Genomic DNA, 11,197 nt, shown 5'->3' with positions numbered 1-11,197 from the left:
GCCGAAGAACGCCGGCTTTTGCTCGTTGATCGCCTGATTGATCAGCGCCTGTGCCTGGTCGAGGGCTTCGGTCGCCTTCTGGGTGTTGAACGGCAGGTAGGTCGCACCGACGGTTTCGAGCTCACGCAGGCGTTCGCCGACGTAGCCGAGGCGGTTGCGCATCTGCTGGGCCTCGGCGGTGTCGGACTTGAGCAGCGGCGTGTAGGCCTCCTTGATTCGGCGATACTCGGCCACGACGTTCGGGTAGTCGGTGAGCAGTGCGGTGGCGAACTCCGGGCGGTTCCAGAAGGTTTCCTGCCAGTTGCCGTAGCCCTGGGTGAGTTCGTTGAGCTTCTTGATGTCGGCGTCGAAGTCGCCGAACTGCGTCGTGTCGGTGCCGGCCTGCTTGGCTTCGAAGATGCGTTTGAAGACCGGCTGGGTAGCGTCGATGCGGGCCGCGACATCCTGGAACCGCTTGATCTGCTCCTGCACGAGCGGGTGGTCGCCGGGCAGCTTGGCGACGCCGTCGGCGGCGAAGCCGGCCTTGCGAACCGCGTCGTTGTAGGCGTTGGCGTACTTATTGAGCTCCGCGTCGGGGACCGTGACCGGGTCGGCGTTCTCCCACTGCGCGACCCACGCCTCCATCGCGTCGGCCTTGGCCTCCAGGTCACGGATGTTGAACTTCAGACCGTCCAGATCGGCGCGGTACTTGTACTCGATCTGTTGTCCCCAGGCCGAGGCGGGAACGAGTAGGCAGAGCAGCATCAGCAACGCGGTGGCGGGTCGATTGGACATAACTGCATAGGTTGCCCGGTTCACGGTTCTCATGCAACCGGAACCGTTGCCCAATCGCCATTCCGAAGCGCTACCCTCGCGGCTCGCATGGATAAGCCACCCCGGCCCATCTCGCCGCCACCGACCGAGACCGAGCGGGCGCTGCGCACCGTGACGTTTGCCTGGCTCTTCGGCAGCGTTTACTTCACGGCCATCGCCGGCGCGCCGTTGACGAAGTACGCCGATTGGCTCGGGGCGACGGAGTTCACGTTCGGGTTGCTCTCGGCGCTGCCGTTCATGGCGTCGTTGTTGTCGCTGCCGGCGGCGGTGCTGACGGACAAGACCGGGCAGCGTAAAGCGATTTTTGTCGGGGCGTTTCTGATCCAGCGGCTGGTTTGGATCGGGATCGCGGTCGTGCCAGTGCTGGCTTGGCAATGGTCGGGGCCGTCGGCAGGGTTGATCGCGTTCCTGGTGCTTTTCGGTGCGGCCCACGCGGTCGGTGCGCTGGGCGGGCCGGCATACATGAGTTGGATGTCCAACGTCGTGCCCCGGCGTGTACGAGGACGGTACTTCGCCAACCGGCGCCGCATCGGGATCTTCACGGCGTTGCCAACGGCACTGGTCGTCGGCTACGTCATGGACCGGTATGGCAATGCCGACGCGGCGGGCGTGCCGTGGCCGATCGTGGCGATCTTCGCGTGCGCCGCCGTCGCCGGGCTGGTGGACATCCTTCTGTTCCTGCGTGTGCCACACGAGGTGCCGACCCGCGAGGCGAAGACGCCGGGGCTCGCCTCGCTCAAGGCGCCGCTGGTCGACGGAAAGTTCCTACGGTTCGCGGCATTCGTGGCGGTGCTCACGATGAGCGCCGCGCCGGTGCCGCAGTTCGTGAACCTGATGCTCGTGCGCGAACTGGAACTCAAGAGCCTGGCGATCCAGACGATGTTGTTGGTGATGCCGATGGTGTCGCAGATGTGGAGCTTCAATGCATGGGGGCGTGCAGTGGACCGGTTCGGCAAGAAGCCGGTGATGGCTGCGGCGATGGCGGGGATCATCCCGGTCGCGGGCGGGTGGGCGATCGTCGCGCTCAACAGCGGCAACGGCAGCCCGCTCTGGGCGGTCGCCGCGATCGGCTTCGTCACCAGCTTCATGGGCGGGATCTTCTGGTCGGGCATCGAGGTGGCCAACACCAACTACGTACTGGAGATGGTCGGCAGCCGACGCGACGGCTCGGGCTACGCGGCGGTCAACGGCGTCATCGTGAACGTCGCCGGCGCGCTCGGCGGGCTTGGTTTCGGTGTGCTCGCCACGGCCACGCGGGATTGGCAGATCGCTACGCCGCTCGGCATCGTCACCACCCTTGCGGTCGTCATGCTCACGAGCATGGGTCTGCGGATTGTCGCGGCGGTCGTGTTCCTGCCGTTTGTCGCGGCGGAGGGTGGTCTTCGGACGCGCGTCGCCGCCCGGGAGACGCTCCGGTTCGTCGGGAGCAACCTGTACAACAACGCGCAGTCGGCCATGTTCCTGCCGTTGCGTGTCGGCCGAAGTCGCCTGCGTGAGACGAGTCGCATCGTGCGTCGTGTGGCAAAGCGTCGCAGGTGACATCGCTTTCATGGCGACTACGTTCCCGGCCCATGAAACAACGCGCCTTCACCCTCGTCGAACTCCTCGTCGTCATCGGCATCATCGCATTGCTGATCGCGATACTGCTGCCTTCTCTCGGGACGGCCCGTGCCCAGGCCAACAGCGTCAAGTGCCTGGCCCAGATGCGTGAGATCGCACTCGGGCTGCACAGCTATGCCTTGTTCGACAAGACCAACCGTTACCCGGACGCCGCGATGCGGATGATGGGCGACGGCATGGATGATGACATGGGCGGCGACGGCATGGGCGGGGGAATGGTAATGAGCCAGTCGTGGATCGTGACCCTTTCCGAGAGCAGTTACCTCGACGCCGACAGTGAGGTGTATCGCTGCCCGGTGGATGTCGGGCCGGGCTGGGATACGGGAACGCGCACGACCAGCTTCGGCATCAACGCTTACTTCACCAGCAACCACCCGCCGTACGGCGGGTTGAAGTTTGCCCAGATCCAAAACGCCAGCCAAGTCGTGACGGTCGCCGAGCTGCTCGACACGCGTGACCGGGATCACGTCATGCCGATGTTCTGGGGCAACCCCGACCCGATCGTGAGTGGGATGATGACCAACATGGCCCGCAGCAGAGGCGAAGTCGGCGACGATCTCGAGCCGGCCAGCGTGGCGAAAGAGCGCCACCTACGCAAAGCCAACTACGTCTTCGCCGACGGCCACGCAGCCACCCACACCTTCGGTGAAACCTGGGACCAACCCGTCGGCGAGGCCCGAGTGATCGACTGGTACGACCCGAAGTTCGGCGAGTGAGGGTCAGTCACCATCTTTCTCGGTCTGCACGTCGATGAGCGGTTTCTTGATCACCGGTTGGAGGGATTCGATGAGTTCGATGAACTCGGCTATATCCGCGCTTGTTCGGTTGGCCGGCAACAACTCGTTGGGAATGGCGATCCTCTGAATCTGGCCGTTTTCGCGTTCGATCGAGAGTTGAGTGTTGTTGCCCGAAGTGCTGACGACAACGAACGGTGGTGATGTAACGGTAACAGTCGAACCGCCTGGTACTGTGGCTTTGATGACAAATGTACGAATCTGTGGTAGTGGCTTAAATGGCGGAGGCGGGGTGACTAGCACGCCGATCAGATTGTCGACGGTCACGTTAGGGTCGAGTGTGGCTCCATTAGGTACTTTAGTGTTGGATACCACTCCATTCGATACTTCATACAGCTCGACATTTGTTACAGCAGGATTCGCTGGGATGCTTTCGGCCTTGAACATGACCAATCGCGGTTGTGATGCATCCGATGTGGGTACTAGCAGCGCAGGGGGCGTAACTTGGATGATCTTGGGACTTTTCGACGTCTTGGCGGGTTGAAGGAAAGGGCCGATCGAGATTGAGCTTTCGTCGAAGCCTAGAACTGAAGCGAGCGAATCTGCTTCGGCGCGAAGGTGATTGATCGCAAGTTTAGAGGCTTCATCAGATTTTGTGCCATTTTCCGCTTCTTCTCCTGGATCTTCTTCTTCTAGTTCGAGGATATCGCGAGCGCGGCCTACCAAGTACGCATTTCTAGTCCGGCGTTGAACGTGATGGAGCGGCTTAGTGAACTGGTGGGCAAACTGGGACTCGCCATTAAGCCCCAGCGATCGCCAGCTATGTCTTTGGCGGAGATTGAACGTCAGGTCGCGGCGGAGAACACGTGTTGACGCCTCCCGCGATAAGTCATAAAGCTTTTGTGTACTGACTCGAAGAAAGCTGGACGATGTGGGGTAACTTTTTTCTTGAAAGAATTGTACAGTATCCTTCTGCAACAGTGGGTCAGCAAAAATCCCAGGGACTGGTCCGCCGTCATGGTAAAATTGCCGGGCAAGACTGGCAAGTGATTCCGATTCGGCGGGTGAATTTTCAACCTTAGAAAAAAAATCGTCTATTGCCGAGTTCTGTTTATCACTGGTAAAGTTTGCGAAATCTGGTTTGACTGAACCTGGCCGGGCCGGGTCAGCAACTTTGGGAACGTGGAAGTTCAGCACGATGGCAAGGGCTGTAACTGCGTCGTCTGCGGCCAGTTTGCGGACATCGTTGTTGGCGTGTATCGCCTCAACGTCGACATTGATGACCGCAAGCGCGGGAAATGTAACGGCGTCGAGTCGGAAGCCGCTGCGGGGTTTGCCATTTCCAGGACGAATATTTGCATCGAAGCCTGGGCGAAAATCATATCCAAAATTGGTTCCCGTGGAAAAACTTGTCACTTTGGCGAAGCTGCTCGCGCTGGCCGATTGATTTCCAAGGCGCTCGGCAAAGTTCGCAAAAACCTCACCGGTGCCAGCGGCACCGCCGTAGGCAAGTGCCGCTGCTAACTCGAAGTACTCGCTACGGGCGCTTCGCAGGTCTGCGTGCTGGGCTTCAAAAGCAGGATAGACGGCTGTGATCGTGACAAACTCCGCCAAATCCTCACTGTCTTTCCCGTCGAGCTGTAACTTGAGTTGGACATCAACCCTGCCAGCGTAACCGCCATGTGCAGTCCGCCACCCTGGGTTGCAGTTGACCGTGAAGATCATGTACCGAGTGGAAACGAACTCGTCGTTCGGTTTCGACAACGCAGAGTGCAGTCCCAACTCGAATCGACTGCTGGCCGCGACACGGATGTTGTTCCGTAGGGTCGTTCCCACGTCGGCGAGCGAGGGCTGTGTCGTTGGCCCCAACCGATCGGCAGCTGAGGGTCTGGTAGACGGCGCTGCCGAACCGAGCGCGGGTAGCGCGACTCCGGTTTCAGATACACGTGCTTCGAGACCCGCGATCAATGCTCGTGCCAACGAGTCAGCGGCCGAGACTTCTCGTTGACCAGCCGCATCGAGTAGCTGCTGATCGGATATATCCGGAGCGAACTCAAAGCGGTCGCTTGGTCGTTCAAGTTTTGGTCCCGAAACGCTGACGGTCCCCCATTGATTCACTGATTCGGAGACCTCGTTCAGATGATCTGCGGCTGTATCGATGTCGCCCCAACCGAATCGCTTGTGCTTCTCAATCGTTGGCGGGAAAACTTCGCTAGAGCTGCAGCCGAACGAAGAGCAGGCAAAAGTAGCTATGGCGATTGTAAAGAGAAGAAACGATTGCGCAGTGGCGCGACTAGTGATGAATGTCATGAGCCCCTTTGAAAAGACTGTGCGAAAGTACCTACATATTTTGGTTCGTCAAATATTTAGCATGCTTATCCACATGCCCAAACAGGTAGATATTGTCACTCTCTCACAATGAACCGGCTCTTGGCCTGCTGTTTGACGTAGGTCTTCTGCGTGTCGAGTACGTGGCCGTTGTCGGTGGGTTTGCCGTGGGTGCTGAGCCAGCGTTGGCTGCGGGAGAAGTGGCGGTCGAAGTCGTCAACGGTCATCGGGGCGGCGAAGTAGGTGTCGCGGCGTAGGGGCATGAGCCGGGCCAGGGGTGTGCCCTTGGCGATGGTGATGGCCTCGTGTCGGCGGTCGAGTTCGAGGACGACGTGCCAGGGGTGGGCTGTCGGATACCAGTCCGGCTCGACCAGCGCCGGAATCGTCCGCCACGCCCGATCCGCCAGTGGCTTGCCACGCCACGGCACGTCGCAGAACAACAGTGTCTCGTTCGGGGCGGTCTCGAGAAACAAGAACGTCGAGAGCTTCACCTGGTCCCGCACGCTCGGCCAGACGTCGTCGGTGATCGGGTGGGGCAGTTGCTGGCCCTTGGTCCAGAACCACGCGTAGTCTTGCACGAGCGGTCGGCCTTCGGATTCCTCGTCGCCGCTCCACGCGAAGTCCGAGGCGAGGGTGACCTGATCCTCGAACTCCCAGCCGTCTTCGGTGCGGTGAAAGGTCACGTCGTAGTTGGCCAGCAGATCGAACCCGAAGGCGTTGGCCGCCCGGACCGGCGGGCATTGCTCGGGCCAGCCATGGCCGGTCGGGCGTTTGGTGTAGACGTCTTTCGCCGGCACCGGGGCGAACAGTTCGTCGCGAAACTTGTAGTAACGGAGCATCGTCCGGGAGTTTACGAACTTTCACTTCGTTTCTAACCCTGCGACTCGGCTTGGGGTTCCGTATGATGGGAGACGATGCGATACTTCGCGTTCATCCTTGCGCTGCTGCTTCTGGCACCGATGGCCAAGGCCGAGAAGGTGGTCACGATCCTGCTCGATGGGGACGTGGACCCGTACATGCAGACGATGCTCGATCGCCGGATCGATGAAGCCCGCGACCTTGGGGCCGAGCGTTTGATCGTGCGGATTGACACCTTCGGCGGTCTCGTCGACTCGGGCATGCGGATTGGCCGCACGCTCAAGCAGCTGGACATTCCCGTCACCGCTTTCGTCGATGAGAAAGCGATCAGCGCCGGTGCGATGATCGCGTTGGCCGCCGATGAGATCGTGATGGAGCCGGGCTCGTTCCTCGGCGACTCCGGCGTCGTCACGATGGGCGGGGAGATGGGCGACGTTCAGCGGGCCAAGGCCGAGTCGCTGGTTCTCGCCGAGTTCGTCGACTCCGCCGAGGAGCACGGCTACGACAAGACGCTCGTGCGCAGCTTCGTCGTGGTCGATCACGTCGTCTACTACATTGAAAACGCCGAGACCGGCGAGCGGCGGTTCGTTAACCAGGAAGATTACGACGAACTCGTCAAGGCTGATGACGCGGCTTGGGTTTAGGTGCCGGACCTCGAGCAGCCCATTGACGGCGATCGCACGTTGTTGACGGTCAACGACACGGTGGCCGAGAAGATTGGATTGAGCCAGGGCACTTTCGCCACGCCGCAGGCGTTTGCCGAGGCGCGGGGTTACGAGATCATCGCCGAACTCGAGCCGACGGCGGGCGATAGGATCGTTGCGTTTCTCTCCGGCTTCACCGCCCGTGGCATCCTTTCGACCGTCTTCCTTCTCAGTTTGTACATCGCTTTCCAAACGCCCGGCACCGGTGTGCCCGAGACCGTGGCGGCCAGTTCGTTGTTTCTCTTGTTGGGCGTGCCGTTCCTGACCGGGTATGCGCAGTGGTACGAAATCCTCGCGGTCATCCTCGGCGTCGGTTTGATTCTGGTCGAGCTGTTCGTCATCCCGGGGTTCGGCGTCGCGGGCATCACCGGCTTGTGCCTCATGCTCGCCGGACTGCTCATGACGTTCGTTCCCGATATCCGTATCCCCGTCCCCGGAACGGGCGAGGACGGAACCACACCCAGCTACTCGTTTGATATTGATTGGGCTGGCTTGCGTTACGGGTTGGCGACGCTGGTGGCGAGCATGGTCGTTTCGCTCGGACTGTGGTGGTGGCTGAGCCGGTTCTTGCCGAGCGTGCCGTATGCGAACAAGCTCATCCTTAACGATGTCGCCGGCCGGCCGAATGAGGCGACCGCATCCGGGGGCAGCTCGGCTCGTGCGTCCACGCCCGATCCGATCCTCCCGCTCGGCACCGTTGGCGAAACGGTTTCCGATCTCTACCCCGGCGGACAAGCTCGGCTCAACGATCAGGTATTCGACGTCATCTCCGATCGGGGCTTCGTCGAAAAGGGCGATCGCGTCGTCGTCCGCGAGGTCCACGGCAACCGCATTGTCGTGAGGAAGGTCTGACCCATGTCGCTCACGTTGATCATCCTGCTCTTGGTCGCCGTCGCGGCGGTGCTGGCGATTGCTGAGTTGATCCTGCCGACCGGCGGGGTGCTGGGCGTGCTCGCGGGACTGGCCGGTATCGGCGCGCTGGCGTGTTGTTTTTTCGTGGACAAATGGCTGGGCCTCGGACTCACGGTGGCGGCGTTGGTCGTCTCGCCGTTCGTCGCCGCGGGGATGATGAAGGTGTGGGAAAAATCACCGGTCGGCAAGGCGATCATCGTGAGCGATGTCGCCGGCAAACCCACGGACTTGAATGTCCCCGTCGGTACCGTCGGCACGGCGCTCTCCGAACTACGTCCGATGGGCGAAGCGGACTTCGCCGGCGAAACCATGCAAGTGCTCAGCGAGTTCGGCAGCGTCGGCCGCGGCGAAGCCGTCCGCGTCGTCGGCTTCGATGGCGTCGTCGCCAAGGTCCGTCCGCTGCGCGAGGAGGCGGCCGTCAACGGCTGACCCTCGTGATCGCCGACTTGGCCATCATCACGCCGACGCAGCGCTGGTTGATTGGATTGATCCCGCTGTTGTTGGTGTTCTGGTTCCTGTTCCCTGCGTTGGGGTTGTACATCCAAGCCCGCGTGAGCGGCGCGCCGATCGGCTCCTTCGGAATTGTCGGGCTATATCTTCGTAAGGCCAAACCACGCACCGTCGTGACAGCGCTGATTCAATCCACGCGTGCCGGGCTCGACATTCCGTGCAGGGACATGGAGATACAGGTCCTCGCCGGCGGTGATTTGATGGCCTGCGTCAACAGTCTCATCGCCGCCAAGCATGGGGGCATGCCATTGACGTGGGACCATGTCTCGGCGGCCGATCTTGTCGGCAAACCGGTGTTCCTGCTGGTTACGGCCGAGATTGAAACCGGGCGGCTCGACCCGAGTGTCCTGGCCATCGGTCCTAAGGCAAGGCCCGTCGAAGCTGCGGGCTTCTGAAACCCGAACTCGATTCCACTGATTCACGAACTGTCACCGCTTCTCCTACCATGTCCATCATGCTCCCCACACTTGCGTCATCCCTCTTCTCGGGCCCGATCTTCTGGGTCGTCCTGTTGGTCGTTGCGGTGATCCTGTTGGTGATCTTCGCGCTGCTGTTCAACTTCATCGGACTGTACGTCCAGGCGTTCGTCTCCGGTGCGAAGGTGAGCATCTTCGAGCTCATCGGGATGCGGCTGCGAAAGGTCAACCCACGCACGATCGTCACCGCCCGCATTCAGTCGGCCCGCGCGGGCCTGAATGTGAGCCAGAGCCAAATGGAGTCGCACGTCCTGGCCGGCGGTAACCTGATGCGGACGATCAACGCGATGATCGCCGCGAGCAAGGCGAACATCGAGCTGCCGTGGGACAACGCGACGGCGATCGACCTGGCAGGCCGTGACATCTTCGACGCGATCCGCACCTCGGTCGACCCGAAGGTCATCGACGTGCCCAGTGCCGAGATGGGTACTCGTACACTCGACGCCGTCGCCGCCGACGGGATTCAGCTCAAGGTCAAAGCCCGCGTCACCGTCCGCACGAACATCAAGCGTCTCGTCGGCGGTGCGACCGAGGAAACCATCGTCGCCCGTGTCGGTGAGGGCATCGTCAGTTCCATCGGCTCGGCCGACGATCACAAGGCGGTGCTCAAGAACCCGGACGTCGTGTCCAAGGCCGTGCTCGCCAAGGGTCTCGACGCGAACACGGCGTTCGAGATTCTCTCGATCGACATCGCCGACGTGAGCGTCGGTGAGAACATCGGCGCGAAGCTGCAGGCCGACCAGGCCGAGGCGGACAAGCGTCGCTTCCAGGCCGAGGCCGAGCAGCGTCGTGCGATGGCCGTCGCGCAGGAACAGGAGAACATCGCGAAGGTCGCCGAGAACCGCGCGTTGGTGGTGCTCGCCGAGGCCGAGGTGCCCAAGGCCATGGCCGCGGCGTTCCGCGACGGCAACCTGGGCATCATGGACTATTACAAGATGCGCAACGTCGAGGCCGACACCGCGATGCGCACCAGCATCGCCGGCGAGGACGAGAACAAGTCGTGATCGGTCGGTTTGGGCCGATTGTGACGCGCACGCAGCGCTGTCATCGGCGATATTCTCGGACGTTTCTGTCGCGCAACGCTGCGTGGCGCGGCGTCGAATCCCAAGGCGCGGGACGATTCCATGGATGAGTCACATCTCCCAAATGACGGTGTCGTCCCAGCGGCGCGGTTGGCTCGAGTGGCTGACCTTCGGCCTGCTGGGTCGAACCCGGTCGCGCGTTCGGCATCGCCGCAACCTCGGCTCGACCAAGAGCCAAGCCCGACGCAAGGCCGGCAACACGATGTACGAACTGATGAAGAAGGGCACCGCGTCGTCCCAGTGACGTTGTACTCCTTCGCACCGATGTTCGTGCCGGTGTTGGCCTTGGGGAGTCTGATCGAGGCCATCAGTGGGCTGATCATTCCGATCATCTTCGTGCTGATCTGGATCGTCAGCGCGATCGCCAATCAAGTGGCGAAAGCAAACAGGCGCGCTGCCGAGGACGATCCCGAGCGTGAGGCCCAACTTCGCGAGCGGCGTCGGCGAATGGAAGAGGCCCTTGGGCTGCCGCCGGGTTCGGTTCGTGGCCCGGGTGACGACGATGAGCCGCAGGCGGAGTCACCTCACGAATCGGTGATGCCCATTGCCGGCGGTCGGGTGGCGGTGCCGGAGATGCAGCGTCTGCGGATGGAGCCGTCCCCGCGACGTCAGCCCGAACCCGTACGTCCGCCGCGCCCCCAAGCACCGCGTCCAACTCCGCCGCCGATTCAGCAAGCTCCCAGACGCCCGGCCGGGACCGATGCACCGGTGAAGACGGGCGAGATCGGCGACACGGAAATCGTTGACGCCATCGGCCTGTCACAAAAAAGCGAGAAGAAACGCCGACACCCGGTCGCTGATCTCTTGCGGAATCCCGAGTCGGTCAAGCAGGTCATTGCGGCCCGGGCCGTGCTGGATCGTCCGGAGTGGTAACCGTCGTTCATCCGGTTCGAGCGTTTGCTTGTCCGGCGGAATGCCGATGCCTATTCTGCTTTCCCTCGCCCGGGTGGCGGAATTGGCAGACGCGCTACTTTGAGGTGGTAGTCCACTTAATTGTGGGTGCTGGTTCGAATCCAGTCCCGGGCACTTTCAAACGCCGCGACCGACTCGGTCGCGGCGTTTTGCATGGGCGTACCGTTAGCCCATGGCCGAGCCGTCGAAAGTCTGTGTCGTCTGCGGCCGAGAGATCACTTGGCGTAAGAAATGGGCGCGGGACTGGG

At 61.8% G+C, this 11,197-nt stretch carries 12 protein-coding genes and 1 tRNA gene; 10 read left to right on the top strand and 3 right to left on the bottom strand.

The features are described from left to right. Positions 1–774: hypothetical protein (locus AAGD32_17525; protein MEM8876048.1), on the bottom strand; the 774-nt coding region annotated here is incomplete at its 3' end. A gap of 87 nt (positions 775–861) precedes the next feature. Here AAGD32_17525 and AAGD32_17520 point away from each other — a divergent pair. Together AAGD32_17520 and AAGD32_17515 are read left to right on the top strand one after the other, a co-directional pair. Beyond that, complete coding sequence (locus AAGD32_17520; GenBank protein ID MEM8876047.1) at positions 862–2,352, top strand: MFS transporter; 1,491 nt, start codon at positions 862–864, stop codon at positions 2,350–2,352. A 32-nt stretch (positions 2,353–2,384) separates the two neighbouring features. Further along, positions 2,385–3,149, top strand: a complete 765-nt coding sequence (locus AAGD32_17515; GenBank protein ID MEM8876046.1) for a prepilin-type N-terminal cleavage/methylation domain-containing protein — start codon at positions 2,385–2,387, stop codon at positions 3,147–3,149. Between the two features lie 3 nt (positions 3,150–3,152). On the opposite strand, the gene AAGD32_17510 is transcribed toward AAGD32_17515, so the two are convergent. Continuing rightward, a complete protein-coding gene (locus tag AAGD32_17510; GenBank protein MEM8876045.1) occupies positions 3,153–5,477 on the bottom strand; it encodes a hypothetical protein in 2,325 nt (774 codons plus the stop codon). Between the two features lie 95 nt (positions 5,478–5,572). Beyond that, the gene (locus AAGD32_17505) at positions 5,573–6,334 is read right to left on the bottom strand and encodes a hypothetical protein (protein ID MEM8876044.1); all 762 of its coding nucleotides are present in this window, start codon (positions 6,332–6,334) and stop codon (positions 5,573–5,575) included. 75 nt (positions 6,335–6,409) lie between these two features. On the opposite strand from AAGD32_17505, the gene AAGD32_17500 reads away from it, so the two are divergent. From AAGD32_17500 to AAGD32_17465, 8 genes are all read left to right on the top strand, one after another. Further along, positions 6,410–6,997 carry a S49 family peptidase gene (locus AAGD32_17500; protein ID MEM8876043.1) on the top strand — a complete coding sequence of 196 codons (588 nt, stop codon included), beginning with the start codon at positions 6,410–6,412 and terminating at the stop codon, positions 6,995–6,997. Next, on the top strand, positions 6,998–7,909 hold the full coding sequence (locus tag AAGD32_17495) for an NfeD family protein (protein MEM8876042.1): 912 nt from the start codon (positions 6,998–7,000) through the stop codon (positions 7,907–7,909). A gap of 3 nt (positions 7,910–7,912) precedes the next feature. Further along, positions 7,913–8,398, top strand: a complete 486-nt coding sequence (locus AAGD32_17490) for an NfeD family protein (protein ID MEM8876041.1) — start codon at positions 7,913–7,915, stop codon at positions 8,396–8,398. A 5-nt stretch (positions 8,399–8,403) separates the two neighbouring features. Then, on the top strand, positions 8,404–8,874 hold the full coding sequence (locus tag AAGD32_17485; GenBank protein MEM8876040.1) for a flotillin-like FloA family protein: 471 nt from the start codon (positions 8,404–8,406) through the stop codon (positions 8,872–8,874). A gap of 59 nt (positions 8,875–8,933) precedes the next feature. After that, the gene (gene floA, locus AAGD32_17480) at positions 8,934–9,959 is read left to right on the top strand and encodes a flotillin-like protein FloA (protein ID MEM8876039.1); all 1,026 of its coding nucleotides are present in this window, start codon (positions 8,934–8,936) and stop codon (positions 9,957–9,959) included. A gap of 124 nt (positions 9,960–10,083) precedes the next feature. Further along, positions 10,084–10,281, top strand: coding sequence for a hypothetical protein (locus tag AAGD32_17475; protein ID MEM8876038.1), 198 nt, complete (start codon positions 10,084–10,086; stop codon positions 10,279–10,281). Then, positions 10,278–10,910, top strand: coding sequence for a hypothetical protein (locus AAGD32_17470; GenBank protein MEM8876037.1), 633 nt, complete (start codon positions 10,278–10,280; stop codon positions 10,908–10,910). Before AAGD32_17475 ends, AAGD32_17470 begins: the two co-directional genes overlap by 4 nt. Positions 10,911–10,977: 67 nt before the next feature. Further along, positions 10,978–11,063, top strand: a tRNA-Leu gene (locus AAGD32_17465). Positions 11,064–11,197: the final 134 nt, after the last annotated feature.

Source organism: Planctomycetota bacterium, from assembly GCA_039182125.1.
Lineage (GTDB): Bacteria > Planctomycetota > Phycisphaerae > Tepidisphaerales > Tepidisphaeraceae > JBCDCH01.
This window is presented reverse-complemented; position numbering and strand designations above follow the sequence as displayed.

What these genes read in the sequence shown, in the direction of transcription:
- AAGD32_17520 (MEM8876047.1), top strand. Translation starts at nt 862, where the DNA reads ATGGATAAGCCACCCCGGCCCATCTCGCCGCCACCGACCGAGACCGAG.
- AAGD32_17500 (MEM8876043.1), top strand. Translation starts at nt 6,410, where the DNA reads ATGCGATACTTCGCGTTCATCCTTGCGCTGCTGCTTCTGGCACCGATG.
- floA (MEM8876039.1), top strand. Translation starts at nt 8,934, where the DNA reads ATGCTCCCCACACTTGCGTCATCCCTCTTCTCGGGCCCGATCTTCTGG.
- AAGD32_17510 (MEM8876045.1), bottom strand. Translation starts at nt 5,477, where the DNA reads ATGACATTCATCACTAGTCGCGCCACTGCGCAATCGTTTCTTCTCTTT.
- AAGD32_17505 (MEM8876044.1), bottom strand. Translation starts at nt 6,334, where the DNA reads ATGCTCCGTTACTACAAGTTTCGCGACGAACTGTTCGCCCCGGTGCCG.
- AAGD32_17515 (MEM8876046.1), top strand. Translation starts at nt 2,385, where the DNA reads ATGAAACAACGCGCCTTCACCCTCGTCGAACTCCTCGTCGTCATCGGC.
- AAGD32_17490 (MEM8876041.1), top strand. Translation starts at nt 7,913, where the DNA reads ATGTCGCTCACGTTGATCATCCTGCTCTTGGTCGCCGTCGCGGCGGTG.
- AAGD32_17475 (MEM8876038.1), top strand. Translation starts at nt 10,084, where the DNA reads ATGAGTCACATCTCCCAAATGACGGTGTCGTCCCAGCGGCGCGGTTGG.